This window comes from Tardiphaga sp. 20_F10_N6_6 (assembly GCF_052076045.1).
Classification (GTDB): domain Bacteria; phylum Pseudomonadota; class Alphaproteobacteria; order Rhizobiales; family Xanthobacteraceae; genus Tardiphaga; species Tardiphaga robiniae.
In genome coordinates this window covers 5,308,857-5,335,807 of the sequence record NZ_CP197239.1, presented here as the reverse complement: position 1 = coordinate 5,335,807, position 26,951 = coordinate 5,308,857, and the positions used below count along the sequence as shown (strand labels likewise).

Sequence of the window (26,951 nt, the reverse complement as noted above, 5' to 3'; positions counted from 1 at the left end):
CGATAAGGAGAAAAAACATGACCTCAGCACCAACTATCGCAGGGATCGGTGTCGTCTCGCCTGAAAGCCATCAGGTGCGGTCGCAAGGGCCATTCCAGTTGCGTCGCATCCGTCCCGGCATCGCTCTGGGACAGCCAAACGACGCAGGCTTCGGCGGGCTTGGCGTTATCGACCACGCCCGGCTGCAACCCGGCCTCGTCGTGAGGATGCACGAGCATCGCAATGACGAGATCATAAGCTACATGCGCGCAGGCCGCATGCAACACACCGACTCCGCCGGAAAGAGTGAACTTATATCGCCCGACCGGTTGATGGTGATGAACGCAGGCCGCGGTTTTCATCATGAAGAACGAGTTGTCGGAGACGACCAGATCGAAATGCTGCAGATTTTCGTTCGGCCTGAAGCCGCAGACGAAGAGCCAATCGTTCAATTTGTCGAACTCGATGAGATCGAGCGAAACGATCAATGGCGGTTGCTGACCGGACCGAAAGTATCCGACGCACCGACCTTCGTACGTCAGGCCGTCTATTTGTACGATACCCACCTATCGGCGGGTCGAAGCATCGACCTCCCGTCCAAACCCGGGTTCGATCGTTGGCTATACGTTTTTCAAGGCAGAATATCTGCGGGACAGCACGACGTCGGAACGCACACCGCGCTGATGCTTGCCGCGGATCAGGCCGAGATGAACGTTACCGCCGTCCAGGAAACGGACCTCGTTGTTTTCCTCGTCGATCGGAGCGCTAAGTTCTCGCGTGGAGGGACTATCAGCGGCTGATCCGAATGGATGGTTCGGATCTTGTCCGCACTCGTATGATTACGCCCTTACGACACCTGCTTCTGAAACACCCCGTTCTTGTAACTCGCGCCGAAATACACATCGATCGACCGGATGAGATCGCCCTCGAAGCCGAAGACTTCGGTGTTGCGAAAACTCTTGCCGTCCTTCGCCACGCAACGATAGGTCACGAACGCCGTATCGCCATCGACGGCGATACGCTCAAGATCATGCTGCGCGATCCAGTCGGCAACACGCCAGCAGCGGGCGAAATAGGTCGCCTTGTCGATCCCGTCATCGAACGGGCTCGTAAAGGTGAAGTCGTCCGTGAACGCATCTTCGACGGCCCCGCGGTCATTGCGCAGATAGGCTGCAAACAGGTCTCGGATGGCGTGGGTCTTGTCAGCGCTCATATGGATCACTCCTGCGGAAACATGTGCGCGTAGGGCTCCGCCTCCTTCACCACCCGTGCGAATGATGGACGCGCCAGCAGCCGGCCAAGATAGGCCGAGACGTTGCGATGCGCGTCTCCGAACGGATGCACCTTGTTCGCGTAGTACAACGCCGGAGCCGCGGCGCAGTCGGCGAGCGTGAACGCTGCGCCCATCGCCCACGCGTTCGTCGCCATCTGCTTGTCGATCATGCCGTAGGATGTGGTGAGCAACGCCCGCGCCATGGCCACACCATGCGGATCCTTCTTGTCGGCCGGCACCAGACGGTCGCCGACGATCTTCTGCGTCGGCGTGTGCACGTAGAGATCATAGAAGCGGTCGCGTAACCGCATCTGCAGGCCGGCGTCGCCATCGGGGATGAAACGCGTGCGGCCGGGAAAATGCCGGTCGAGAAACTCGATGACAATGGAGGACTCCGGCACGATCGCGCCGCGCTCATCATCTTCCAGCACGGGGAATTTGCCGATCGGCCACAGTTTCAACAGCGCCGCGCGCTCAGCTTCGTCGCCGAGATTGACCATATGCGGCGTAAACGGCGTGTCGTTCTCGTACAGCGCGACCAGCGCCTTCCAGCAATAGGACGACAGCGGATGGAAATGCAGTGTGAGGGACAAGGGAACCTCCTGTCGGGATGGATGAAATACATCGCCGCTACATGAGCCAGGCGAATGACGTCAACCAAGGACGAATGGGCTCTGCGTATCCCGACAACTACTGGCCCATTTTCGCTACAGAGGAGCCAAAATCCATCCATACAGGCCTTGGGCATATTCAGAGATCGAAAAGTAGAACGATACTAAACTGGCAACCTGTGGAAATGGCCATTTGCCGTTCACACCGCTTCACGCGCGCGTTACCGACTTAGCTGAAAATTAGCTAAGGAGCGTAAGCGTGGCCATTTCCCAAACCTCACAGCGACTCTTCGGAGCGTCTATCGCAGTTCTTATGACCTTCGCGATCGAAGCTCCGGCGCAGGCGCAGAGCCAGCTTCCGCCCGTCGTTGTCGAGCAGGCCAAACCGCGCGCCACGCCGGCACGTCCGCAGCGGTCGCAGGCGGCGCGCTCCGCCGCCAGCCGTCGAACTGCAACGCGGGGCCCGACGGCGCCGGCCGCGACCGCCGCTCCGGCTGCTGCAGCTTTCGAATCCGGCACGGGTCCGGTCCAGGGCTACCTCGCCGGGCAGAGCACCACCGGCATGAAGACCGACACGCCGCTGCGCGAAACCGCGCAATCGATTTCCGTGGTGACCGCCGATCGCATGACTGATCAGGGCGTCACCAACATCCAGGAAGCGCTGCGCTATGTGCCCGGCGTGTTCGCCGACGCCTATGGAATGGACTCGCGCGGCGATTATCCGCGCATCCGCGGTCAGGATCCCAACATCTTCCTCGACGGCACCCGCGTCGTGAACAGCTACAAGTTCAGCGAATGGCGGCAAGACCCCTATATGCTCGAGCGCGTCGAGGTGTTTCGTGGCCCTTCCGTGCTGTATGGCGACACCTCGGTGGCCGGCCTGATCAACCTGATCTCGAAGCGGCCGCGGGCAGACGGCTTCAATGAGATCGGCGTGCAGTTCGACAATTTCGGACGCAAGCAGATCCAGCTGGATACGACGGGCAAACTGACCAAGGACGGCGAATGGTTGTATCGTTTCGTCGGCGTGTTCCGGGACGGCCACTTGCAGACCGATTTCACGCCGGATGACCGCATTCTGCTCGCCCCGTCGCTCACCTGGCGGCCGACCACAAACACCAACTGGACCGTTCAGGGCTTCTACCAGAAAGACAAATCCAGCACGGCGACCGGGTTCCTGCCGCATGAAGGCATGCTCTATCCCGGCCCCAACGGCCTCATCCCGATCACTCGCTTCACCGGCTATCCCGGCTACGATCTGTACCAGACCGAAACCGCCGGCATCGGCAGCATCTTCGAGCATCATTTCAACGACGCGGTGAAGTTCACGCAGAATCTGCGCTACGCCCATGTCGAAGGCATCTACCGCACCGGCTATTCGGACAGCTTCTCGAACCCCGCCGATCCCTTCCTAGATCCCGAGCGGCGGACGGTGGCGCGCTTCATCTCCAATCAGGAGACGATCCGCGACCAGTTGACCATGGACAACAATCTCCAGTTCAAGTTCCTCACCGGTCCGGTCAGTCACAAGGTGCTGGTGGGTGCTGACTATCGCGAGATCAACGAGCGCAGCCGCACCGGCGGCGCTTTCGATCCGACACCGTTCGATCTCTATTCGCCGGTCTACACGACGACGATCGCGCCCGAACTGTTCGACGATCCCCGCGTCCGGCAGAACCAGCTCGGCCTCTATGCGCAGGACCAGCTCCGCTACGGTCCATGGCTCGCCACTCTCGGCATCCGGCAGGACTTCGTCGGCAACCGCGTCGTCGGCAGTCCCGACGAGGACACGCGGGCGACGACCGGGCGCGCCAGCTTGATGTATGAGACGCCATTTGGCTTCAATCCCTATGTGACCTATGCGACGTCGTTCAATCCGGTGTTCGGCGCCAATGTTTGCGCAGATATCTGCAAGGCACAGCAAGGCGAAATCTACGAGGTCGGCTTCAAGTACAATCCATTCCCGGGCACCGCGATCAACGGCGCTATCTTCGACACCGTCGAGAAAAACCGGCTCGCCTCCGACCCGACCAATCCGCTGATCTCGATTCAGACCGGTCAGGTTCGCATCCGCGGCGTCGAGCTGGAAGTCATCACCAAGGTGACGCCGGACCTCAACCTGATCGGCGCCTATACCTATCTCGATGCCAAGGTCGAGAGCGGCGACAATGCCGGGAAGCATATCGAGACTGTGCCGGAACAGCAGGCCTCGCTGTGGGGCACCTATCGGCTGTCCGCGTTCGGCTTGCGAGAGGTCACCATCGGCAGCGGCGTGCGCTATATCGGCGTTTCCTGGGATGGCACCGACACACTGCAGACGCCGGATTACACGCTGTTCGACGCCATGATCAAATACGAGACCGGTCCGTGGCGGCTGCAGATCAACGCCAGCAACCTCGCCGACAAGCGCCACATGACCACCTGCCTTGCCCGTGGCGATTGCTTTCCGGGCATGGGACGGACGGTGCTGGGCTCCGCAACCTATCGGTTCTGAACTCGGCACGTCACGTGAACGAAGAGCGGCCGGGCTTGTCCCGGCCGTTTGCGTTCTCTAAACAGCCCTGCAACGATCAAGACGACAGGGCAGGACATGACCAAGGCTGACGGCAAGGAACAGATTCGCAAGGTTGCACTCGTCACCGGCGCCGCACGCGGCATCGGCCTTGCCGTGGCCAAGCGCTTTCTCGGCGAAGGCTATCGTGTCGCGCTGCTGGATATCGAGCGCGAGCTGCTCGACGCCAGCGTCAAGGCACTGAACGATCCCGACAACACGCTGGCGCTGCATACGGATGTCTCCGACACCGCTGCTGTCGACAAGGCCTTTGCCGCCACGCAGGCCCGCTTCGGCCGGCTCGATGCGCTGGTCAACAATGCCGGCATCGCGAATTTCAAGCCTCTGCTCGAGACGACGCTGGAGGAATGGGAACGCATCATGGCCGTGAACCTTACCGGCCCGTTCCTGTGCACCAAGGCGGCGGTCCCCTTGATGCGCGAGCATGGCGGCGGCGCCATCGTCAACATCGCCTCGATCTCGGCGCTGCGCGCGTCCACCCTGCGCGTCGCCTACGGCACCAGCAAGGCCGGCATCATTCACTTCACCAAGCAGTCCGCCGTCGAACTCGCGCTGCTCGGCATCCGCGTCAATGCGGTGGCGCCGGGCCCGGTGGAAACCGCGATGGCCAAGGCCGTGCATACGCCGGCGATCCGCGCCGATTATCACGATGCGATTCCGCTGAATCGCTATGGCGGCGAGGACGAGCTCGCCGACGCGATCTTCTTCCTGTGCAGCGACCGGTCGAGCTATATCACTGGCCAGATGCTGGCGGTCGACGGCGGTTTTGACGCCACGGGCATCGGCCTGCCGACGCTGCGGCGCGAGGGCATCAACGGCTAGCGAAAGTCAGTGCCCGGATGACGCGCAGCATCATCCGATTACACGACTTCCGGTTTCACGCATCTCCGCCAGCTTAGAGAGATACTAATTCCAGACTAATTGTATGACGCCCCGGACGTCTTTCGGCTGCGTCGCTGCGTGATAAGTCGCCTGCATCACTTGGTAATGGGGTGCGGGCAAATGACATTCAAATCTTCCACACATCTGGGATGGCTGGTCGGGACGGCACTGCCAATGCTGGCGTTGATCACGACGCCATCGCAGGCGCAATCGCCGCAAGGCAGCACAGCGTTGCCAGCCGTGGTGGTGGATCAACCCGTTCGACAGGCCGCGCGTGCACGCGCGACCCGCCCATCGACGGCACGCGCGCGTGCAACGCGCCAGGCTGCTGCGCGCAACAATGCGCCAGTTGCTGCTGCCGCCGCGGCTTCCGGCGTTCGTGCGGAAACCGCCACCGGGCCGGTGCAGGGCTATCTCGCCAATCGCGGCATGGGCGGGACCAAGACCGACACGCCACTGCGCGAGACGCCGCAGTCGATCTCGGTCGTGACCGCCGATCGCATCACCGACCAGGGCGGCCTGTCCGTCCAGGAAACCCTGCGCTACGTGCCGGGCGTGACCGCCGATCCGTTCGGCGGCGATGCCCGCGGCGACTACACGTTGATCCGCGGCCAGGAGCCGAGCCGCTATCTCGATGGCATGCAGGGCTCGCGGCTCAGCCAGGTACTGGAATGGCGCCGCGATCCCTACGCGCTGGAGCGCATCGAAGTGCTGCGCGGGCCATCGTCCGTGCTGTATGGCGGCTCGTCCACCGGCGGCGTGCTCAACGAAGTATCGAAGCGCCCGCAGGCCGAATCCCGTAACGAGATCGGCGTGCAATATGGTTCCTTCGACCGCAAGCAATTGCAGATGGACTCCACCGGCAAGCTGACGAAGGACGGCGAGTGGCTGTATCGCTTCGTCGGCGTGCTACGCGACTCCAACTCGCAGGTCGACTACGTGCCGAACGACCGCATCCTGCTGGCGCCGTCGCTGACCTGGCGCCCGACCAATGACATCTCATGGACCGTGCTCGGCAACTACCAGAAGGACAGTTCCAGCTCGTTCAGCGCCTTCCTACCCATCGAGGGCGTGCTGAAGCCCGGCCCGAACGGCTATATCCCGGTCAACCGCTTCGCCGGCGAGCCGAATTACGATCGCTACAACATCACCACCGGCGGCATCACCAGCCTCTACGAGCAGAGCTTCGGCGATGTGCTGAAGATCAAGCAGAGCTTCCGCTACAGCCACACCGACGGCGATTACGCCATCATGTATCCGGATCTGTATTCCAACCCGACCAATCCATTCCTCGATGCCGGCCGGCGTACCGTGCAGCGGATCTACTACGCCCGTCAGGCCGCCAAGGATGCATTCACCTCCGACAGCAATGCCGAAATCAAGCTGCAGACTGGCGCCGTGTCGCACAAGGTGCTGGTGGGCATCGACTATCTCGGCCTGCACGAGAAAACCCGCAGCGGCAGCGGCCTCGATCCGCGGCCGTTCGATCTGTATGCGCCGGTCTATAGTAGTTTCTCCGCGTCGCTGACCGACGATCCCCAGGCGCAGCAGGGCCAGACCGGCTTCTATGCCCAGGACCAGATGCGGCTGGGCCCGTGGCTGGCGCTGCTCGGCGTACGGCAGGACTATGTCAGCTATAGTGTCGAGGGACTGCCCACCCAGAATGACAGGGCCACCACCGGCCGCGCCGCGCTGATGTATGAGCTGCCGTTCGGCGTGACGCCCTATGTGTCCTGGGCGCAATCGTTCAATCCGATTTTCGGCGCCGGCACCTGCGCCACGTTCTGCAAGCCGGTTCGCGGCGAGCAGTATGAGGTCGGCGTCAAGTACAATCCGTTCGCGGGCACAGCGATCAATGTCGGATTTTACGACACCACCGAGAAGAACCGGCTGTCGGGCGACCCGTCCAATCCGATCTTCTCGATCCAGACCGGCCAGGTGCGGATCAAGGGCGCCGAACTGGAAGTGCTGACCAGCGTTACACCCAATCTCGACCTGATCGGCGCCTATGCCTATACCGACGCGCGGATCGAGTCCGGTGACAATGCCGGCAAGCGCGTCGCCAGCGTGCCGCAGCAGCAGGCGTCTCTGTGGGGCAAATATCGGCTGGCCTCGCTCGGCCTACCAGAGGTCACCGTCGGCGCCGGCGTGCGTTACATCGGCGAATCCTGGGACGGCATCGACGTGCTGCGCACGCCCGACTACACGCTGTTCGACGCCATGGTGCGCTGGGACAGCGGCCCGTGGCGGCTGCAGTTCAATGCGACCAATATTGCCGACACCCGCAACATCGCCACCTGTCTGTCGTTCGGCGACTGCTTCTACGGCATGGGCCGCACGCTGCTGAGCACCGCGACCTACCGGTTCTGAGGCGAACCGGTCCCCGCTTCGCCCGAAAACGCTCTAGAGAACGCGGAGCCCCAGCATAAAAAAGGCCAGCGCGCCGGTGGATGCCGCCGTGCGCACGTGGTTCCAGCCGGTCCAGACCGACAGATAGCGCGTCCACAGACTTGCAGTCTCGGCGCTGTCGGCGGGCGCGGCAGCGAGCGCGTCGTTCAGCGGCACGTTGAAGACAACGGTGACGAGGAAGGTACCGACGGTATAGAGCAGCGCACCCGTGACGAGATAGGGTGACGCCGGATGCGACCAGTTCAGTACCGCGATCACAGCGATGATGACGCAGAGCAGAACCGTGCCCATAAAAGCGGTGAGGAACAGCGGGCTGAGAATCGTGCTGTTGATCGACTGCATCGCGGCAATACCGGCCGGCGCTGGCAGCTTGCCGAGCGCGGTCATCACCGTGACCGAGAATACGAAGAACAGCCCGGCCATCAGGCCGGCGCCTATCGCTGCCGCAAATGTCAGGCCGAACGACATTCGTCCCATCCTCACCTCGACCCCGTCGGCGCGCAGCCTAGCAGTTTTACTACTCCGCGAGCTGCGGCGAAAGTTCGCGCGGGCGTAGCGTGGCGATACTGACGGCAAGCGCACCAACCGCCGTGCAGGCGATGGTCGCGACCATCGGCAGCGAGGTGCCGTCGAAGAACAGCCCGGACACGCCGATCATCACACCGCCACTGACCATCTGCAGCGTACCGCCCAGGGCGGAGGCGATGCCGGCGATGGGGCCGTGGTTCTCCAGCGACAGCACCATGGTGGATGGGATCACCAGACCGAGGAAGGCGAAGGAGACGAACAGCAGCGGAATCAGCACGGCAAGGCTGGTGAAGCCGGCCAGTGTCAGCGCCAGCAGCACGACTGCGAAAAACGCATAGGCCGACACCGCCGCCATCACCACGCGGCCCATGCCGAAGCGGCCACCGAGATAGCCAGCGAATTGAGAGGCGCCGATGAAGCCGATGGCATTGACCGAGAAGGCCAGGCTGTACTGCGTCGGCGTCAGGCCATAGTGGCCGATATAGACAAAGGATGATGTCGCAAGAAACGCGAAGAAGCTCGCCATGCCGAGACCACCGATGAAGGTGAGCCCGAGGAAGTGCCAGTCGCGCAAAAGCTCGCCGAAGCTGCCGAGCACATTGCGCACACTGCCCGAGATGCGCTCATGTGCGGGGCGCGTTTCCGGCAGCAGCGAGGCCACCAGCACAAGAGCAATGACGGCTGCGATGGTCGTTGCAACGAACACGGCGCGCCAGCCGAATGGCACGATCAGCGCACTTCCGCCGAGCGGCGCGAGGATCGGTGATACCGAGAATACCAGCATGACCAACGCCATCAGCCTGGTCGCCTCAGGGCCGGTGTGCAGATCCCTGATGATGGCACGCGGGATCACGCCCATGGCGGCGGCGCCGAGACCCTGGACAAAGCGGAACGCAATCAGCCAGGCCACACCCGGTGCCAGCGCGCAACCGATCGAGCCGGCGATGAACAGCGTCAGACCTGCATAAAGCGGCGCCTTGCGGCCATAGACGTCGGACAGCGGTCCATAAGCGATCTGGCACAGGCCGAAGGCGATGAAGAACGCAATCAGCGTCATCTGCGTCGCCGAGGTCGTGGTGTGCAAATCGGCGGTGATCGCGGGCAGCGCCGGCAGATACATGTCGATGGCGAAGGGACCGACGGCGGACAACAGGCCGAGCACGACGGCGTTGCGGGTAAAGGCGGACATGGGATCTTCTTTTCTTATTCAACGTGGCCGCGACGCATCTTCGATCGCTGATCGTGACACGCCGGCTGAGATGAGGAGCAAGGCACAGCCTCTCACAACACCAATGATCTGACGGGGCGCCTTGTAGCGGAAGAGAACCCTACACGCCAATCAAGCGGTTGGCATCGTGCCCCGCCCCTCACCCGCCGCGACCTCTCCCCGCGCAAGTGCGGGGAGAGGTAAGAAAGCGGCGTACGCCTCACATCACTCCATCGCGCAGTTGATCATCCAGGGCGCACCGAATTTATCGACACACATGCCGAATCCCTTCGACCAGAACGTGGGCCCGAACGGCATCTTGATGGTGCCGCCCTCGGACAATGCCGCGAACACCTTGGCGCCATCAGCAGGATCCTTGATCTGCAGCGCTACCGACATGCCCTGCATCTTCTCGAAATAATCCGGCGGCGCGTCCGAAGCCATGATGACCTCGCCATCGACCGAGATCTGGCCATGCAGCACCTTCTTGGCCATCGACGGCGGCATCTGTTCCGCCGCGGGCGAGCCTTCCACATGCATGATGACGTCGATCTTGGCCCCGATTGCCTTCACATAGAAATTGAGGGCCTCTTCGCAATTGCCGTTATAGTGAAGATAGGGATTGACCTGCATCGTTCTTTCCTCCGGTTAAAGACTCTGGTTTCGGATCGGGATCATCGCGCGCATAGCGGGATCGCGCAGGTACAATCCACCCCATGCCATCACGCCGATGTAAAAGCCAAACAACAGATGCGTGAACAGCGGGCTGTCGACGCGCAGATGTGTCGCCATCGCGCCGCCGAGCAGCCCGGTGAGCAGAATGGCGCCGAAAACGGACGTGCGCGGGATCGCGTAAAACAAGGCGCAGAGCAGCGTGATGACGCCCAGCAGACGCGCCTGATTGACGCTCCCGCTATAGCCGAGCTGCTGCATGGTCTCGGTAACCTCCTTGATCGGCACCAGCTTGATCCCGCCATCCATCACAAGAAAGAGAATGACGAGGCCGCTGAGAATGCGGCCGATCCAGAGCGCGGTACGGGAAACGGGCATGAAATGGTCCTGTGGTTCGAATAGCTGCCGATGTCTCAAAGACGAGCGGCATCGACGCAATCCGACACCGCCATGAAAATTATTTTGGAGCAGCCGCCTTGTTCTTCGCCTGATTCTTGGCCTTGTTCGCGACTTTCGGTCGCGGCTTGCTCTCCAGCATCAGCCGGTCGAGATGCATCCGGATGTGATCCGCCTCCGTCGAGGTATTAGCCAAAGCGATGGCGCGGTTGAAGCTTTCTCGCGCTTCATCGTTGCGGCCGAGTTGCATCAGATATGCGCCTTGCACGCCGAAAAAGTGGAAATAGTTCGAGAGCTTTGCGGCCAATGGCGCGATCATCTCCAGCGCCGCTTCGGGACCGCGCACTTTCGAAACCGCCACCGAGCGGTTGAGCGTGATCACCGGCGACGGCTGCAGAATTTCCAGCGAGCCATAAAGCAACTCGATCTGCGCCCAGTCGGTGTCTTCCGGCTTGGCCGCGCGGGCATGCAACGCGGCAATGGCAGCCTGGATCTGATAGGCGCCGGTGCGGCGATGGCGCATCGCCTTGTCGATCAACGCCAGGCCTTCGGCGATCATCTTGCTGTTCCACAGCGTGCGGTCCTGATCGTCGAGCAGCACCAGCGCACCATTGGCATCGAAACGCGCCGCCGAGCGGGCATATTGCAGCAGCATGAGCGCTGCGAGGCCCATGATCTCCGGCTCGGCCGGAAACAGCTTGAGCAGCAATCGTCCCAGGCGGATCGCCTCCTCGCACAACGGCGCGCGCAGATCGATACTTTCGCCTGACGCCGAATAGCCCTCGTTGAAGATCAGATAGAGCATGGCGGCCACGGCCGCGAGACGCTCGCTGCGTTCCGGCGCGCCCGGCGTCTCGAACGGCACATTGGCCTTGGCGACGGCAGATTTGGCGCGGGTGATGCGCTGTTCCATCGCGGCATCCGAGACGAGGAACGCGCGGGCGATCTGCTTCACTGTCAGGCCCGAGACGATCCGCAGTGCCAGCGCAATCTGCTGCGTCGCCGGGAGTTGCGGATGGCAGCAGATGAACAACAGCCGCAGAATGTCGTCGCGATAATGCGAGCCATCGAGACGCTCGGCGAGTTCGCTCTCGGCATCGTCCAGATCGGATATCGCGTGGTCGTCCTCCGGCAGCGGCTGCTGCTTCGCGCCGCGGCGGATATCGTCGATAGCGACGTTGCGACCGACCATGATCAGCCAGGCCGCGGCATCGCGCGGCGGGCCATTTTGCGGCCAAGTCTTCAGCGCGCGCAGGCAGGCGTTCTGGAACGCCTCTTCCGCGGTATCAAGGTTGCGGAAATAGCGCAGCAGCGCGCCAAGCGCCTGGGGACGCGCCGAGGTCAGCGCCGCATCGATCCAGGCGACATCGGTCATGGCTGGAACGCTCCGTGGAAGACGCCGATCGGGCGAATTTCATAGGCGCCGCCGGGATTGGCGCGGCCGAGGTCCTGCGCAATCTCCAGCGCGCCGTCGAGATTTTCTGCCTCGACCACATAGAAGCCGAGCAACTGCTCCTTGGTTTCAGCAAAGGGGCCATCCAGCACCACCGGCGGCTCGTCCTTGCGCAGCGTTGTCGCCGCGGTGGTCGGCAGCAGTCGCGCAACGGGACCGAGCCGGCCCTGCTGCGCGAGCTTGCCGTGCACAACGGCAAGCTTCGCCATCACGGCGTCGTCTTCGTCCTTCGACCAGCCGCCGACAACGGCTTCATCGTGGTAGCAGAGGATGGCGTAAAGCATGGGGTCTCCTTGGATGAAAGACGGTCGACATCGTGCGATCCCGACAGGTTAGCGGAAATTATTGTTGGGAGCGCGGCGACGTGGAACACGTCATGCGGAGGACCGGCATAACAGGCCGACCGCCTTCTGCAGGAACGCCTCCAGCTCTGCGCGCGGAACACCGGCACGGGACCGGATCGAGAGCATATTCAGTATCGCAGACGCCATCTGCGACAGCGTGGGAACATCGATCGTCTCCGGCAATTCGCCGCGCGCGACGGCGGTCTTGAAACACCAGCCAAAGGCGTCATCGAGCTCGACAAAATTTTCGCGCATCATCGCGCCGATCTCCGGATCGGCGATAGCGTCGGACGCCACCGTCATGACAGCAAAACAGCCGCGCGGCGCGGTATCGCCTGTGGTGTAGATGTCGAGTGCCGCATCGAAGAACCGGCGCAGCCGCTCCCGGATGTCGATATCGGCCTTGAAGATCGCGATGACCCGGACGGTGTAGTCGTCGCGATAGCGCTGGTAGCTCTTGATATAAAGCGCGCGCTTGTCGCCGAAGGCGCCGTAGAGCGACGGCCGGTTCATGCCGGTCACTTCGCTGAGATCGTCGAGCGACGTCGCCGCATAACCGCCTTTGCGAAACAGCGCCAGCGCCTGCCCGATCGCCACATCGGGCTCATAGGCGCGTGGCCTGCCGCGGCGCTTCGGCTCGGTGGCCACCTCCGGCTTCGCCACGACGACGGGCTTTTTCTTTTTTTGTACCATTTCGCATTAAATCCCTTGACCGAATTTATATTATGCGAGACGGTACGAAAATCAACCGGCGGACCGGTCGCAACAGTCCGCCATCTCAAGGAGGCTTCCATGGATCTGTATTTCTCCCCGATGGCCTGTTCGATGGCCACCCGCATCGCGCTGTATGAGGCCGAAGCCGGCGCCGATGCCCGGTTCTTCGAGGTCGATCCACTGAACAAGGAGGTGCGCAACGACGGTTCGGATTTCCGCGACGTGAATCCGCTCGGTCTGGTGCCGACGTTGCGCACCGACGATGGCGTCATCCTCACCGAGAATGCTGCGATCCTGCAGCATGTCGCCGACTGGTTTCCGCACTCCCCCATCGCCGCGGGTTCGGGCATCGACCGCAGCCGGCTGCAGCAGTGGCTGTGTTTCATCGGCACCGAGCTGCACAAGGGGCTGTTCGTCCCGTTGCTGGCCAAGAAGGCGCCCCCGGAGATGAAGGCCTATGCACTACAAAGCGGATTGTCGCGGCTGACCTATCTCGAAAACCATCTCACCGGACGCGGCTTCCTGCTCGACAGGTTCAGCGTCGCCGACGCCTATCTTGTCACGGTGCTGAACTGGACGATGGTGTTGCCGGAGATCGATCTGAACAATTGGCCGGCGATCAAGGCCTATCACAAGCGCCTGCGCGAACGCCCGAGCATCGTGCGCGCGGTCACTGAAGAGTTCGAACTGTTCAAGGCCGAACAGGAACGTCACAAGGCGGCGGCGTGATCACGCCACCGCGCGGCGACCGATGATGGCAAAGCGCAATCGGCTGGAGATCCAGTCGATTGCCGCCACGGCGACCAGGATCATCAGGATCAGAAACGAGACCTTCTGCCATTCCAGCACGCGGATTTGCTCGGCGAGCTGAAGACCGATACCGCCCGCACCGACAATGCCGATGATGGTGGCGGAGCGGGTGTTGGACTCGATGAAATACAGCAGCTGTCCGGCGATGATAGGCAGAACCTGCGGCATCAAGCCGAAACGAATCTCGTGCATTGCGCTGCCGCCGGAGGCCCGAATGCCCTCGACCTGCTTCTTGTCGGCGGCTTCAATGGCTTCCGAAAACAATTTGCCGAAGGCGCCGAAATCCGAAATCGCGATCGCCAGCACGCCGGCAAACGGGCCGAGACCGACGACGTTGATCCAGACCAGCGCCCAGATCAGCGTATCGACGCCGCGGATCGAATCCAGAAACCGCCTGACCGGAAAGCGTAGCCATGCCGACGGAATGACATTGCGTGCCGCGAGCAGGCTGACCGGCAGCGCGAACACCGCGGCCAAAGTCGTGCCTAGCAAGGCGATCGACAGCGTCTCGCCCATCGCCTGCAGATAGGCAGGCAGCGACGAACCGGGATTCGGCGGGATCATCATCATGGTGATCCAGCCGAGTTCGCGCAGGCCGGTCCACATCCGCGCCGGCGAGAAATCGAGTTCATTGAGCCCAAAGATGAACAATGCCAGCGCCGCGACCAGGATGGCGGGCACGCCGGCGCGCGACGCCATCGGGCGGCTGAAGACATCAGGATAGCGCCCGCGCAATGCGGGGGTATTGATGTCAGGCTGCCTACTCATGATCTGGCTTCCTTGCCGAACAGACGGCCGCGCAGCCAGCCGGTCCCGATGTCGATGATGAAAACCGTGACGATGATCATCAGCAGGATCGCACTGACGTCGGAATAATAGAACTTTCTGACAGCAACGACGAGTTCCTGACCGATGCCGCCCGCACCGACAAAGCCCATCACGGACGCGCCGCGCACATTGATCTCGAATCGCAGCAGCGTGTAGCTCGCAAATCCGGCCGCGACCTGCGGCAGCACCGCAAAGCGCATACAGTCGATCCAGCCAGCGCCTGTCGAACGAATGCCTTCTACCGGTTTCATGTCGATATTCTCGACGATCTCGCCATAGAGCTTGCCGAGCGCACCAACGCAGTGGATCGCAATGGCCAACACGCCGGCCATTGGGCCGAGGCCGAAGGCGATGACGAAGATCAGCGCGAACACGATATCCGGCACGGTCCGGCAGAATTCCATGAAGCGGCGCACGGCAAAGCGCAGCCGCACCGAGGGCGCTGTGTTCTCGGCCGCGAGAAAATTGAGCCCGAAGGCCAGCACGGCACCGATCAGCGTGCCGACATAGCTGATCAGCACGGTCTCGCCGAGCAGCGACAGCCACTTCTTCCAGCCCCAGAACCATTCATTGACGTCGGTCCAGACCCGGGTGCCGGCTTCGAGCGTGAAGATACGATCGAAATAGCTGCCAAAATTTCCGATCTTCTCCACAAAGGTCCTGAGATTGACCTCGGCACCAAGCGCCGCGACGAACAGCGCTGCAAAGCAAGCCACCACAACGAACAGCGTGCGCAACCGCCGGCGTGCCACCGCCTTGCGGTAGGCATCGTTCAGCGCAGCAAGCTGCGGAGCCGGAAGAATGGAAACGGCGGCGGACATGATGTGCGGGCCTATCTGGGATCAAACACAGAAAAGGAGCCGGACCATTTCTGATCCGGCTCCCTTCAATGGTCAGGCAATCAGGACGCCTTCTTCTTACGAAGCGCGTCGACGAACTTGATCAGATCGATGGTCGCGTCCCAATCCTTGGTGGTCGCGGCATGGAAGCCCTTCTTCTGGCCGTCCGACAGGCGATCAAAAGCGGCCTTGTCCTTGGTCGGTGCATCGACGAAGGCTTTGGCGATGGCGACCTTGAGCTCTTCCGGCAGGTTGGAGCTATATGCATAGGGGCCGTTGATGATCGGGGCCGACTTGTGGATGATGCGGAAGTCTTCCTTCTTCATCGCCGAGCCGTCGGCGTTCTTCAGCATGCCCTTGGTCAGCATCTGCTGCAGCGTCGAATCGTTGTCGTTGGTCCACTGGTTGGCGGCGACATCGACGGTGCCCTGCGACAGCGCCAGCAGCGCATTTTCGTGGCTGCCGGTGAACACGACCTTGCTGAAATAGGTGTCGGCATCGGAGATACCCATCTTGTCCAGCTCGAAGCGCGGCACGTTGTTGCCGGAGGTTGAATTCGGATCGACCAGACCGAGGTTCTTGCCCTTCAGATTATCGATGGTCTTGTAAGCGCTGTTCGCCTTGACGAAGAACACCGAGTAATAGCCCGTCGAGCCGTCGATGTTGATGTCGTTGGCAAAGGCATCGGTCTTCACGCCGGTGAGGCGGGCGCGCGCGAACGAGGCCGAGCCGTAGCTGGCGATGTGGATGTTGCCGGAGCGCTGGCCTTCGATGACGGCTGCGTAGTCATTGGCGATGCGCAAATTGACCTTCACGCCGAGTTCTTTCGACAGATAGGCGACGAAGGGCGCCCAGCGCTCGGTGACGCCCGACGCGTTTTCTGCTGGGATGATGGCGAAGGTCAGTTCCGGATACTTGGCCTTGTAATCCTGGGCCGAGGCCGAGGTGGCGGCGAAAGCCAGCGCCGCGGCGCTGAGCAGAATGGAGCGACGGTTGATCATGACAGTCCCTGTTTTGATCTGAGGTGAAACGTTTTTTCTTGGTAGAAGGCGCGTCTATCGCGGCGATGCCATCGTTACGATGACGTCACCGCGATACTTTCAACGCACGGCAATCACGCGACGGCAGCAACACCGTATTCGGGAACGCGGGCGGGCGTCGGCACATGCGCCGATCCCATCACCTCGTCGGCTTCGAGATCGTAGAGTTCACGGGCGATATGTTCGGTGAGCGCGGAAGGCCCGCCGTCGAACACGACGCGGCCGGCGGACATGCCGATCAGGCGATCACAATAGGTGCGCGCCAGATCGAGTGAATGCAGGTTGCACATCACGGTGATGCCGAAGTGCTTGTTGATCCGCAGCAGCGCATCCATGACGATGCGGGTGTTGCGCGGATCCAATGATGCGATCGGCTCGTCCGCGAGGATGATGTCGGGCTGCTGCACGAGGGCGCGAGCAATGGCGACGCGCTGCTGCTGGCCGCCGGAAAGCTGGTCGGCGCGCTGCGAGGCGTATTGCGCCATGTCGAACTGTTCCAGCGCCGACATCGCCAGCGCGCGGTCGTCCTCGGGCCACATCTGGGTCAGCGAGCGCCACTGCGGCATCTCGGCCAGGCGGCCCATCAGCACATTGGTCAGCACGTCGAGACGGCCGACGAGATTGAACTGCTGGAAGATCATCGCCGAGCGGGCGCGCCACTTGCGCAGATCGCGGCCCTTGAGTGCGGTAACATCGGTGCCATCAAATACGATACGGCCTTCGGTCGGCTCGCACAGGCGATTGATCATGCGCAGCATGGTCGACTTGCCGGCACCGGAACGGCCGATCACGCCGACGAATGCGCCCGGCTTGATCTCGAACGACGCGTTATCGACGGCAGCCTTGGCGCCGAAACGGCACGTCAGCTTATCCACCACCAGCATGAGGCACTCCAATGACAATAGACATCGCCACCGGTAACGCCCGCGTTTAACAGTGATGTGACATGTGCCCTGCGCATACGGGTTATCGTCGTTGCGGGAAAAACACGCCTGAATTCACGCTGACGTCACGACATCGTCACGAAACCGACCGAAGAGGTGCCCGCGCGCCAGCGCACACTCTAATATATCACCCACCGATTCCTCTTCCGTCGCACGAGCGTCACATGGCCGGAAAACAACTCTCGCTCACGCCAGAGGTCGATCCCACCGCGAAACTCGTTGATACCGAGCTCGGCGCCTATACCGAAGTCGGCGCACGCACGATCCTCAACGAAGTGACGATGGGCGACTATTCATATGTCGTGAATGACGGCCAGATCACCTACACGACGATCGGAAAGTTCTGCTCGATCGCGGCGATGACGCGGATCAATCCCGGCAATCACCCGATGCACCGGGCGACGCAAGCCCACTTCACCTATCGCGCCAGCGCCTATTTCCCCGGTGAGAGCGACGACGCCGACTTCTTCGCATGGCGCCGCGCGCATCACTGCACCATCGGCCACGACGTCTGGCTTGGTCATGGCGCCATCGTCCTGCCGGGCCGTCAAATCGGCACCGGCGCGGTGATCGCCGCCGGCGCCATCGTGACCAAGGACGTCGCCCCCTATACGATCGTGGCCGGCAATCCGGCGCGGCCGGTGCGGCGACGATTTTCGGAAGCCGTGGAAGACGGGCTGATGGACCTCGCCTGGTGGAACTGGGACCACGAGATGCTACGACAGGCGCTACCGGATTTCCGCAAGCTCCCGGTCGAGGATTTCCTGAGCAAGTATAAAGGCGTCAAGGCGCCCAGGCAGATGGCAGTGACATGACTGGACTTTTCATCGACGGCGGACGCACTTTGCTCGGCCAGGACATCGCCGAGACTTCGCTGCAGATTGGGGATGGCGTGATTGCGGACATCGGATCGGATGCGCCCCATGGCGCGCTCGGCCTCGATGCCTCCGATCTGCTGGTGCTGCCGGGAATCGTCGACCTGCATGGCGACGCCTTCGAGCGGCAGTTGATGCCGCGCCCCGGCGTCGACTTCCCGGTCGATGTCGCCTTGATCGACAGCGACCGGCAGGCCATCGCCAATGGCATCACCACAGTGTTTCACGGCACCACGTGGTCCTGGGAGCCGGGCCTGCGCGGCGCGGAGAACGCCCGCAAGCTGCTGGATGCCATCGAGACGCTGCGGCCGAAGCTCGCCTCCGACACGCGCTTCCATCTGCGGCAGGAGACGTTCAATCTCGACGCCGAAGATGAGATCGTCGGCTGGCTGCAGGCCGGCCGCATCGATCTGCTCGCCTTCAACGATCATATGGACATCGCCGGCATCTCAAAGCCGGCGAAGCGCGCGCGGATGGTCGAACGCACCGGCCTCACGAGCGAGGCCTTCGATCAACTGGTCGAACGCGTGCTGTCGCGCACCGATGATGTGCCTGCCTCGATTGCCTGCCTCGCCAAGGCGGCGAATGCTGCCGGCGTGCCGACGCTTTCGCATGATGACGCAACCCCCGCGATGCGTAACGACTTCCGCAAACTCGGCGTCAATATCGCCGAATTCCCAATCAATGAAGAGACCGCGAAGGCCGCGGCCGCGGCCGGCGACTTCATCGTATTCGGCGCACCCAACGTCGTGCGGGGCGGTAGCCATACCGGCTGGACCAAGGCATCCGACATGATTGCCAAGGGCCTCTGCTCGGTGCTGGCGTCGGATTATTATTATCCAGCGCAACTGCTGGCCGCCTTCCGGCTGCTCCATGACGGCATTCTGTCGCTGCCGCAGGCCTGGGCATTAATCTCGTCCGCACCAGCGAAAGCCGCCGGTCTCACCGACCGTGGCGAGATCGCCGAAGGACGCCGCGCTGATTTGCTGCTCGTCGATGACAGCATCGCAATGCGTCCCCGCATCGTCGCCGTGATCGCACAGGGCAACCTCGTGCATCTCACCGATGCCACGCGCCTGCAGCCGGCGCGTGCCCTGCAACGCAAAGCTATTGCCGCGGCGTAACGCGGCTTTATGGTGCGGCCATGAGTGAATTCCCGCGTTACGCGATCTATTACGCCCCCGATGCCGACAGCGCCCTCTCCCGCTTCGGCGCTAAAATCCTCGGCTACGATCCCTTCACCGGCAATGACGTGCTGGTTCCCGGCGACCTCATCATGCAGGCGCCGGACTGGCCGGCTGTCATCAAGGATCCGCGCAAATACGGCTTTCACGCCACGCTGAAGGCACCATTTTCGCTGGCGGCGGAAGCCACCGAAGCCGACCTGATCGCAGCCTTCGATGACTTCGCGCGAATGCCCCGCGCCATCCCGGAAATCTCGCCTGTGGTTCGTATCATCAGCGGCTTCACGGCTGTGGTGCCGGATGCCCCCTCTGCTGAACTTTCCACACTGGCTCAGGCCTGCGTTGAGGGATTCGAGGTGTTCCGCGCACCGATGACGCCCAACTATCGCGCGCGCCGCAAACCGGAGAACCTGACGCCGCGGCAGGTCGAGCAGCTGGATCGTTTCGGCTATCCCTATGTGCGCGACGACTTCCGCTTTCACATGACGCTGACCGGACGGCTTGCTCCCGAGCGCAGCGCCGCGGTACTGGCGATGCTGCAGCAGCGGTTCGCGACACTTGATCTCACCTCACTGCGGATCGACCGCATCGGCCTGTTCCACCAGACATCTGCGACGTCGCGCTTCCAGGTGCTGCGTCACGCGCCGCTGACGGCGACTTGACGCGTCACGAGGATGCCATCTCGTCGGCCCGTTTCCAGGCCGGAAACGGATCGGCGAGCTTGGCCCAACCGGCGATATCCATGCCGGGCTTGCCAGGCACGAGACAGGCATCGAGCCGACGACGGATATCGCTTTCATCCATGTCGGAACCGATGAAGACGATCTCCTGTCGCCGGTCGCCATAGATCTCGTTCCAGTTCTTCTTCAGCGACTGCCGCCAATAAGGATCGTCCGGCCAGCGATCGACGGGGACATTGGCCCACCAGAATCCCATGCCCTCGGTGCGCACGATGGCACCGGCCTGGCTGAGCTCCCCGACCCATTGCGGCCGCGTTGCCAGCCAGAAATGCCCCTTGCTGCGGATCACGCCGGCCCAGCTCTCGCGCAGGAAGGCCTGAAACTTCATGGGATCGAACGGCCGTCGCGCGCGATAGACGAAATTCGTCACGCCATATTCTTCGGTCTCGGGCACGTGGTCGGCAAAACCATAGAGCTCCTTGTGCCAGAGCGGATGCTGCTGCGCCTTTTCAAAATCAAAACGGCCGGTATCGAGCACGCGGTCGAACGGCACATCGGCAAAGTTTGCCTCGATGATATCGGCATCGGGATTGAGCGCACAGATGATCTTGCGCGCGCTGTTGCATTGCTCAAGCGTGGCGTCATTGACCTTGTTGAGCACCACGACATCCGCGAATTCGATCTGCTCCACCAGCAGATCCACCAGCGTCCGCTTGTCACCGTCGAGGGCCTCGCCGCGGTCCTGCAGGAAGTCGGTGGAGGAATAGTCCTTCAACAGGTTCACCGCATCGACCACCGTCACCATGGTGTCGAGCTGTGCCACGTCCGACAGGCTGTCGCCGTTCTCGTCGCGGAAATCGAAAGTCGCGGCCACCGGCAGCGGCTCTGCAATTCCGGTGGATTCGATCAGCAGGTAATCGAACCGCCGGCTTTCGGCGAGCGCCCGCACTTCCTTGAGCAGATCGTCGCGCAGCGTGCAGCAGATGCAGCCATTGGTCATCTCGACCAGCTTCTCATCCGTCCGCGACAGGTTGGCACCGCCATCGCGAACCAGGGCCGCATCGATGTTCACCTCGCTCATGTCGTTCACAATCACCGCCACCTTCAGGCCGTGACGGTTGTTCAGCACATGGTTCAGCAAAGTTGTCTTTCCAGCCCCGAGGAAGCCGGACAAGACTGTGACGGGGAGTTTTTGCATCGAGATCGAACAGTCTTTTGAGGCTACGGGACATCAGGCTCTTCTTATTTGTAATGTTATAACATTACAATCTTCATGCCTGTCAACCCCGCGCCCACCGATCCCGTTGGTGCGCTGTCAGCTTTTCTGATGTGCCGGAAATTCATCTGGCGCGGGTCAGCCCACGCTCATTGCCTCGACGTTAGCCTGCCCGCGCGATTGTCTCGGCATCCACCGGCTTGGCAAAGGTCACGCGGTTTCGGCCGCTGGCTTTCGAGGCGTAAAGTGCCCTGTCGGCAGCAGGTGTGAGATCGCAGGGATCGTCACCCTCGCGGCCGATGGCTATACCGACACTGGCGCCAACGGTCAGTTCCAGGCCATCGATGATGAACGGCTCCGAGAGCGTCCGAATGATGCGGCGGCCCAGCAACATTGCCTCCTCGCGATTGCCGACGACGGATTGCACCACAACGAATTCGTCACCGCCCATGCGCACCGCGAAGTCGCCGTCGCGCAAAATTCCGCTGAGCCGGCTCGCGACCGCCTGCAGCAGCGCATCGCCTACGGGATGGCCATGCACGTCGTTGACCTCCTTGAACCGATCGAGGTCGACGCTGTGAACGGCAATGAGACAGCCCACCGCCCTGGCGCGCGCGGCGATGATCGCGAGGCGCTCCTGAAAGCCAAGCCGATTGGCCAGGCCCGTCAGCGCATCGTGCCGCGCGAGGGTCGAGAATTCGTGCTTGAGCGAGATCTGCTCGATATTCTGCCGATAGATGAAACGCACGGTCTCGAAGCTGCCGAGCAGGAACGCAATCAGGATCACCGCATAGAAAGCCAGATTGCTATCGACGCGGGCGAGCGCCGCGAACGCCGTCGGCAAGGCGACCAGCATCAAGGCAGGCAATGCGATCCCCGGCCGGACGGAAATCCGACAGACGATGCCGGCCGCATAGCCGAACACCAACGCGGTCGCCAGGAGTTGATGAGCCGGATTCTTCGCCCAGAAGGTTGCTGCGCCGAGTATTCCGATCAGCCCTGCGAAGACGTAGCTGCTCCACGCGTAAAGCCGCTCCCATCGCTCGGCCGCGGCGATTGTGAAGCTGCGTTGACCCTTACTGCGATGATAGACGCCTTCGGTGGCCACGCGGAAGATCGTGACGATCACTCCGGCTGCACTCAACCCGTAGAACCATGGATTCGCAGAACTAATGGCGACGTGACACGAGACAATGGCCAGTGTGAAGCCGGCGATCGAAAGCGGCACACGCGTCTGGAAGAGCATGTCGATGAGTTCGATCCGGACATGGTCCGGAACGCCTACGAAAATTGATCTCCAGAATTTGACCACGTCGCTTCTCCCCGAAGCACCCGATACCGCCAAAGTCTGAAATTTTCATCGGCGAACTCGGTCAAAATCTAACTGAGTTAACCGGCAGTTACCAATCGCACGCTTGTCCGCCAGGCGCAGAGCCTCTTCCGCTGGATGCAGAGAATTCGAGCTTATCGAGTAGAAGACTGGCGAACTCCGGACCAGTCACGGCGCGATGGGACCCGAAGCTCGCCATCGCGCCTTGTCCTGATCGATCAGAAGCCGAGTGCGAGGCCGTCCTTGCGGTGGTCCGAGGCGCCGAGCAGCACGCCACGCTCGTAATCGATCTGGATGGCCTGGCAGCCACCGATGCCGGTATCCATCATCTGCAGCGTATGGCCGCGGGCGGCCAGATCGTTGCGCACCGCTTCCGGGATGGTCTTTTCAAGCTGCAGCAGGTTGTTGGTCGCGAACGAGCGCGGCGCCTCGGCAGCGGCCTGGATGTCCATCTTGCGGTCGATCACATCGGATATGAACTGGGCATGGCCGGTGGCCTGATAATGGCCGCCCATCACGCCGAACGGCATCACCGCGCGACCGTCTTTCATCAGCATGCCCGGGATGATCGTGTGCATCGGCCGCTTGCGCGGGCCAAGCGAATTCACGTGGCCGGGCTTGGCACGGAAACTCCAGCCGCGGTGATGCAGCAGGACGCCGGACTTCTTCGCATAGATGCCGCTACCGAACGGGCCGAACAGCGAATTGATCAGTGACACGGCGTTGAGATCGCGGTCGACCACGGTCAGATAGACGGTGTCCTTGTGGATGACCGAGTCCCAATGCTCTTCCGGCGAAGCGTGCTTCATGTCGATCTTGGCGCGGAGGTCGCCGATGAACTTGTCCGACAGGAAGCGCTCAACATCGACCTGCCCGTAAGCAGGATCGCAGAAATAGGCATCGCGCGTGCGATAGGCCGCCTTGGTCGCCTCCGCGAGAACATGGATACGGTCGGCCTCACTCAGATTGGCGATGTCATAGCCGGCCAGCACGCGCAGGATCATCAGTGCGGCGAGTCCCTGGCCGTTTGGCGGGCATTCGGCGACATCATAGCCGTGATGATTGGCCGAGATCGGCGTCACATAGTCGGAGCGCTGCTCATTGAAATCATCGGCCTCGTGCACGCCGCCGACGGCGCGCAGCGTGGTGATGATGTCGTCGGCCACCTGGCCTTGGTAGAAGCCGTTGCGGCCCTCGCGCGCGACCCGGCGCAGCGTGGCAGCGAGCGCCGGCTGGACGCGCTTGTCGCCGACCGCGGGGGCATGGCCGCCCGGCAGGTACTGCGCGGTCGCGTCGGGATGCAGTTCTAGCTTGCGGCGCCATTTGGCCCAGTCGGCGGACACGCGCGGGGTGATGAGGAAGCCGTTCTCGGCGGCATCGATGGCTGCGGCAAACACGTCGGCCAGCGGCTTCGAGCCATGATCCTTGCTCAGCGTGCACCAGGCATCGATGGCGCCGGGCACGGTGACGGTCTCGACACAGGTCTCGGGAATGTCGCGGTCACCGGACGCCGCATATTTCTCGGAATCGATCTTGGCCGGCGTACGGCCTGAGCCGTTCAGCGCGATCGGCGCGCCGCCCTTCCGCGAATAGAGGGCAAAACAGTCGCCGCCAATGCCGGTCATCGCCGGATCGGCCACGCATTGCACGGCGACTGCCGCCAGCGCCGCATCGATGGCATTGCCGCCCGACTTCAACATCTCCACCGCGGCCAGCGTCGCCAACGGATGCGAGGTTGCGGCCATCCCATGCTCGGCAACGGCAACGGAACGGGCGACGGCCATGAAATCACGCATGAGAGTCCTCTATCGGTACGAAGCCGCCTGGCGCAGATCGCGCGACGAGGCGGGAGAGATGCGGTCGAGCGCCGAGCAGATCGGCCCCCAGGCGCGCGGGGATGGCGTGTGGTTTAGCGTGTGAATCGGCAGTGCGGTAGCCGTTATGACAACAATGAGACTGGCAGCCGCTACCGCGAATACGATATCGCGCCGCAACCCAGCCGTGCAAATTTGAACGTAATGCGCGCGTGACCCACGACCGGCCTTCAAGCGCCGGATCAGCGCAACGCCGGGTAATGCCGCGAGCAGGGCCAGGAGGCAGCAGATCATGTCGCGTGCCTCCCGGTTATCACCTCAGAATTTGTGGCAGCAGGAGTTGGCGGGAGTTCCCGTCGGCGCCTCGGTGCTGAGCACGCTCCGGCCATTGCGCTCCGGCGCGATATCCTGCGCCGGATTGGCCGCGAAGAAGCCGTTCGGCTTCAGCATGAAGCCGGCATATTCCACCGGCATCACCGGGAAGTCCTCGGGCTTGCAGACATGGGTGTGACCGAATGAGTGCCAGAGCACGATGTCGGTGTTCTCGATGTTGCGGTTCTGCTCGATGTAACGCGGCAGGCCATCGCCGCCGGCATGGACGTTCGGGTAATCGCCGCTGGCGTATTTTTCGGCAGGATCATAGGCGGTAACCCAGACATGCTTGGTGGCGAAGCCGCCCCGCTTGCGCACGAAGCTGCCCTCCTGCGCCAGCATCAACGGGCTCGGCATCACGGAGAGCTTGTAACCCGTGGGATTGCCGACGCTGTTCTTGCTGTTCGGGTTGGTGACCTTCCAGTAACGGCCGCTCTGCCCGTCCGCGATCGCCGCCGCGTCCCGCTCTCGCGACAGTGTGCGGCTCTTGAGATCGAACGCATTGCCATGCGGATTGTCAGTACCCCACGGGCGTTGCGCGAACTCGTGCTCGGTGACGGTGTTACCGCCGCCATCAAGATCCATATGCATGCGGACATTGAAAAAGTGTTGATGCGTCGGGCCGCCCAAATTCTCGTCGACCATGCCGCCCCAGGCATATTTCTGGCCCGGCGCAACTGCCGCCGTCTGGATGATGCCGGTGAGCTTGGCCTCGAGTTGGATGGTCCCGTCCTGGTAGAGGTACCAGTAGAATCCGTAGTCGTAGTTTCCAACAGTCGCGAAGAAGCTAATGACGAGGCGCCGCGAGCGGCGCACTTCGAACAGCCCGTTGCGGAATTCGTAGTGCTTCCAGAGGATGCCGTAATCCTCTTCATGCATGCAGACCGCATTCTTCATGGTGAACGGCTTGCCCTGTTCATCGGCCGCCGGGATATCGAAATAATGGATGTTGCCGAGGCAATCGCAGCCGAGCTCCAGCGCGTTGGCGAGCATACCCAGGCCATATTCGCCGGCATCGAAAGCTGACTTCCAGTAATGATTGGCCGTCGGATCGGCGTAAGGCACCACCATTTCGGTGACGCTGGCGCGATGGATAATGGAGCGCTTCCTGTCGCCATCCTGATAGGCGAGCTGATTCAGCACCAGACCTTCGCGCGGTGTGAATCCGACGCGAAAACTCCACTTCTGCCACTCCACATTCCAGCCATCGACCTTGAAGCTCGGCCCTTCCGGCTGCTCGATATTCAGCGGCTTGATGTCGGTGCGCGGATTGGCGTTCTCGTCGGCGCCGTAATTGCGCTTCTTCTTCGGGATCGGAATCACGACCTCGTCGTCGAGCAGATCGACCACTTTCTGGTGGATCAGATCGACGACGGCCACGACACCCTCAACCGGATGCGCATAGGCGTTGTCCTTGATGTCCTCGCGGAAGAACGTGACGGCACGCACGATACGGCGGCCACGCTCGAAATCGCGGTCAAAAAAGCCCGACGAGAACGGATCGACCTGCGCCATCTCCATATCCTTGTCGGACATGCCACGACGGCGCATCGCGTTACGCCAGCCCTCGTCGGACTTGACGATCTGCTCGCACAGCATGAACTCACCGATCATCACCGGTGGCTGACCATAGGGCGCTTCGGAATTCGGCAGCAGCTTGCTTTCGACGATCTTGCTGGCGGTCAAATCGACGATGTATTCGGTCGATGCGCCGGTTGCGGAGTCCAGCACGACGATGAAGGCGAAGCGCGGAAGCGACGTGCCACTGGCATAGGCGCGCAGATCAGCCTTACTTGGCTCTTCCAGCCGCACGATGGGAAAGCGAGCCCGCGCCGACAGTTTGGCATCTCTCCTTACGAGATCGCAGGCCGCGCCGATTTCGTCGAGCGAGAGCGGGTTGAGCGGATGGAACGGCACCGGCGCAGCCGTTGGCTGAACGATCGCATCGCTCTCGATCTTGGTCATGACCGTCATAGGCA

General features: G+C 62.1%; 26 protein-coding genes. 8 read left to right on the top strand and 18 right to left on the bottom strand.

All coding sequences use genetic code 11. The annotated features are described in order from the left end of the window. Positions 1-17: 17 nt before the first annotated feature. On the top strand, positions 18-779 hold the full coding sequence (locus tag AB7813_RS25520) for a pirin family protein (RefSeq protein ID WP_231077985.1): 762 nt from the start codon (positions 18-20) through the stop codon (positions 777-779). A 47-nt stretch (positions 780-826) separates the two neighbouring features. Here AB7813_RS25520 and AB7813_RS25515 read toward each other — a convergent pair whose 3' ends face one another. Together AB7813_RS25515 and AB7813_RS25510 are read right to left on the bottom strand one after the other, a co-directional pair. After that, positions 827-1,192 (bottom strand): nuclear transport factor 2 family protein, encoded by a 366-nt coding sequence (locus AB7813_RS25515; protein WP_441228703.1) that lies wholly within the window; start codon positions 1,190-1,192, stop codon positions 827-829. A 5-nt stretch (positions 1,193-1,197) separates the two neighbouring features. Further along, positions 1,198-1,845 (bottom strand): glutathione S-transferase family protein, encoded by a 648-nt coding sequence (locus tag AB7813_RS25510; protein ID WP_231077987.1) that lies wholly within the window; start codon positions 1,843-1,845, stop codon positions 1,198-1,200. 331 nt (positions 1,846-2,176) lie between these two features. Between AB7813_RS25510 and AB7813_RS25505 the strand changes: the two genes are divergently transcribed. The 3 genes from AB7813_RS25505 to AB7813_RS25495 all read left to right on the top strand — a co-directional run bounded on the left by AB7813_RS25505 (position 2,177) and on the right by AB7813_RS25495 (position 7,687). Then, positions 2,177-4,357 carry a TonB-dependent siderophore receptor gene (locus AB7813_RS25505; protein ID WP_441228702.1) on the top strand — a complete coding sequence of 727 codons (2,181 nt, stop codon included), beginning with the start codon at positions 2,177-2,179 and terminating at the stop codon, positions 4,355-4,357. A 96-nt stretch (positions 4,358-4,453) separates the two neighbouring features. Further along, a complete protein-coding gene (locus AB7813_RS25500) occupies positions 4,454-5,257 on the top strand; it encodes an SDR family NAD(P)-dependent oxidoreductase (RefSeq protein WP_441228701.1) in 804 nt (267 codons plus the stop codon). Between the two features lie 180 nt (positions 5,258-5,437). Further along, positions 5,438-7,687: a TonB-dependent siderophore receptor gene (locus AB7813_RS25495; RefSeq protein WP_441228700.1), complete on the top strand. Its 2,250-nt coding sequence runs from the start codon at positions 5,438-5,440 to the stop codon at positions 7,685-7,687. Positions 7,688-7,720: 33 nt separating this feature from the next. Here AB7813_RS25495 and AB7813_RS25490 read toward each other — a convergent pair whose 3' ends face one another. From AB7813_RS25490 to AB7813_RS25460, 7 genes are all read right to left on the bottom strand, one after another. Further along, on the bottom strand, positions 7,721-8,203 hold the full coding sequence (locus AB7813_RS25490; protein WP_439062271.1) for an anthrone oxygenase family protein: 483 nt from the start codon (positions 8,201-8,203) through the stop codon (positions 7,721-7,723). Positions 8,204-8,243: 40 nt separating this feature from the next. Continuing rightward, entirely contained in the window at positions 8,244-9,443 is a 1,200-nt protein-coding gene (locus AB7813_RS25485; RefSeq protein ID WP_441228699.1) for a multidrug effflux MFS transporter, read from the bottom strand. Between the two features lie 243 nt (positions 9,444-9,686). Next, positions 9,687-10,094: a VOC family protein gene (locus AB7813_RS25480; protein ID WP_175366413.1), complete on the bottom strand. Its 408-nt coding sequence runs from the start codon at positions 10,092-10,094 to the stop codon at positions 9,687-9,689. A 15-nt stretch (positions 10,095-10,109) separates the two neighbouring features. After that, a complete protein-coding gene (locus tag AB7813_RS25475; protein ID WP_441228698.1) occupies positions 10,110-10,511 on the bottom strand; it encodes a DoxX family protein in 402 nt (133 codons plus the stop codon). Positions 10,512-10,590: 79 nt separating this feature from the next. Next, entirely contained in the window at positions 10,591-11,904 is a 1,314-nt protein-coding gene (locus tag AB7813_RS25470) for an RNA polymerase sigma factor (protein WP_441228697.1), read from the bottom strand. Next, the gene (locus AB7813_RS25465; RefSeq protein ID WP_092139199.1) at positions 11,901-12,266 is read right to left on the bottom strand and encodes a YciI family protein; all 366 of its coding nucleotides are present in this window, start codon (positions 12,264-12,266) and stop codon (positions 11,901-11,903) included. Before AB7813_RS25465 ends, AB7813_RS25470 begins: the two co-directional genes overlap by 4 nt. Before the next feature lie 90 nt (positions 12,267-12,356). After that, on the bottom strand, positions 12,357-13,019 hold the full coding sequence (locus AB7813_RS25460; RefSeq protein ID WP_309947460.1) for a TetR/AcrR family transcriptional regulator: 663 nt from the start codon (positions 13,017-13,019) through the stop codon (positions 12,357-12,359). A gap of 99 nt (positions 13,020-13,118) precedes the next feature. On the opposite strand from AB7813_RS25460, the gene AB7813_RS25455 reads away from it, so the two are divergent. Next, a complete protein-coding gene (locus tag AB7813_RS25455) occupies positions 13,119-13,769 on the top strand; it encodes a glutathione binding-like protein (protein WP_441228696.1) in 651 nt (216 codons plus the stop codon). Here the strand turns inward: AB7813_RS25455 and phnE (AB7813_RS25450) are convergent, their stop codons facing one another. The 4 genes from phnE (AB7813_RS25450) to phnC all read right to left on the bottom strand — a co-directional run bounded on the left by phnE (AB7813_RS25450) (position 13,770) and on the right by phnC (position 17,441). Beyond that, on the bottom strand, positions 13,770-14,618 hold the full coding sequence (phnE, locus tag AB7813_RS25450; protein ID WP_441228695.1) for a phosphonate ABC transporter, permease protein PhnE: 849 nt from the start codon (positions 14,616-14,618) through the stop codon (positions 13,770-13,772). It abuts the gene before it with no gap. Next, positions 14,615-15,499 carry a phosphonate ABC transporter, permease protein PhnE gene (phnE, locus tag AB7813_RS25445; protein ID WP_441228694.1) on the bottom strand — a complete coding sequence of 295 codons (885 nt, stop codon included), beginning with the start codon at positions 15,497-15,499 and terminating at the stop codon, positions 14,615-14,617. The genes phnE (AB7813_RS25450) and phnE (AB7813_RS25445) overlap by 4 nt, the downstream gene beginning before the upstream one ends. An 80-nt stretch (positions 15,500-15,579) precedes the next feature. Beyond that, complete coding sequence (gene phnD, locus AB7813_RS25440; protein ID WP_441228693.1) at positions 15,580-16,518, bottom strand: phosphonate ABC transporter substrate-binding protein; 939 nt, start codon at positions 16,516-16,518, stop codon at positions 15,580-15,582. A gap of 113 nt (positions 16,519-16,631) precedes the next feature. Continuing rightward, on the bottom strand, positions 16,632-17,441 hold the full coding sequence (phnC, locus tag AB7813_RS25435; protein ID WP_441228692.1) for a phosphonate ABC transporter ATP-binding protein: 810 nt from the start codon (positions 17,439-17,441) through the stop codon (positions 16,632-16,634). Between the two features lie 224 nt (positions 17,442-17,665). On the opposite strand from phnC, the gene AB7813_RS25430 reads away from it, so the two are divergent. From AB7813_RS25430 to AB7813_RS25420, 3 genes are read left to right on the top strand one after another with little or no spacing between them, the layout of a single operon-like run. Then, positions 17,666-18,316 (top strand): chloramphenicol acetyltransferase, encoded by a 651-nt coding sequence (locus AB7813_RS25430; protein WP_441228691.1) that lies wholly within the window; start codon positions 17,666-17,668, stop codon positions 18,314-18,316. Beyond that, positions 18,313-19,500, top strand: coding sequence for an alpha-D-ribose 1-methylphosphonate 5-triphosphate diphosphatase (locus tag AB7813_RS25425; RefSeq protein ID WP_441228690.1), 1,188 nt, complete (start codon positions 18,313-18,315; stop codon positions 19,498-19,500). The genes AB7813_RS25430 and AB7813_RS25425 overlap by 4 nt, the downstream gene beginning before the upstream one ends. Before the next feature lie 20 nt (positions 19,501-19,520). Continuing rightward, the gene (locus AB7813_RS25420; RefSeq protein ID WP_441228689.1) at positions 19,521-20,222 is read left to right on the top strand and encodes a DUF1045 domain-containing protein; all 702 of its coding nucleotides are present in this window, start codon (positions 19,521-19,523) and stop codon (positions 20,220-20,222) included. A 4-nt stretch (positions 20,223-20,226) separates the two neighbouring features. Here the strand turns inward: AB7813_RS25420 and zigA are convergent, their stop codons facing one another. The 5 genes from zigA to AB7813_RS25395 all read right to left on the bottom strand — a co-directional run bounded on the left by zigA (position 20,227) and on the right by AB7813_RS25395 (position 26,937). Then, positions 20,227-21,438: a zinc metallochaperone GTPase ZigA gene (gene zigA / locus AB7813_RS25415; RefSeq protein WP_089262025.1), complete on the bottom strand. Its 1,212-nt coding sequence runs from the start codon at positions 21,436-21,438 to the stop codon at positions 20,227-20,229. A 181-nt stretch (positions 21,439-21,619) separates the two neighbouring features. Then, positions 21,620-22,768: a GGDEF domain-containing protein gene (locus tag AB7813_RS25410; protein WP_093759426.1), complete on the bottom strand. Its 1,149-nt coding sequence runs from the start codon at positions 22,766-22,768 to the stop codon at positions 21,620-21,622. Between the two features lie 236 nt (positions 22,769-23,004). Next, the gene (gene ggt, locus AB7813_RS25405; RefSeq protein ID WP_441228688.1) at positions 23,005-24,582 is read right to left on the bottom strand and encodes a gamma-glutamyltransferase; all 1,578 of its coding nucleotides are present in this window, start codon (positions 24,580-24,582) and stop codon (positions 23,005-23,007) included. 9 nt (positions 24,583-24,591) lie between these two features. After that, on the bottom strand, positions 24,592-24,894 hold the full coding sequence (locus AB7813_RS25400; RefSeq protein ID WP_441228687.1) for a hypothetical protein: 303 nt from the start codon (positions 24,892-24,894) through the stop codon (positions 24,592-24,594). Positions 24,895-24,918: 24 nt separating this feature from the next. Continuing rightward, positions 24,919-26,937 carry a primary-amine oxidase gene (locus tag AB7813_RS25395; protein WP_441229000.1) on the bottom strand — a complete coding sequence of 673 codons (2,019 nt, stop codon included), beginning with the start codon at positions 26,935-26,937 and terminating at the stop codon, positions 24,919-24,921. Between the last annotated feature and the right edge of the window lie 14 nt (positions 26,938-26,951).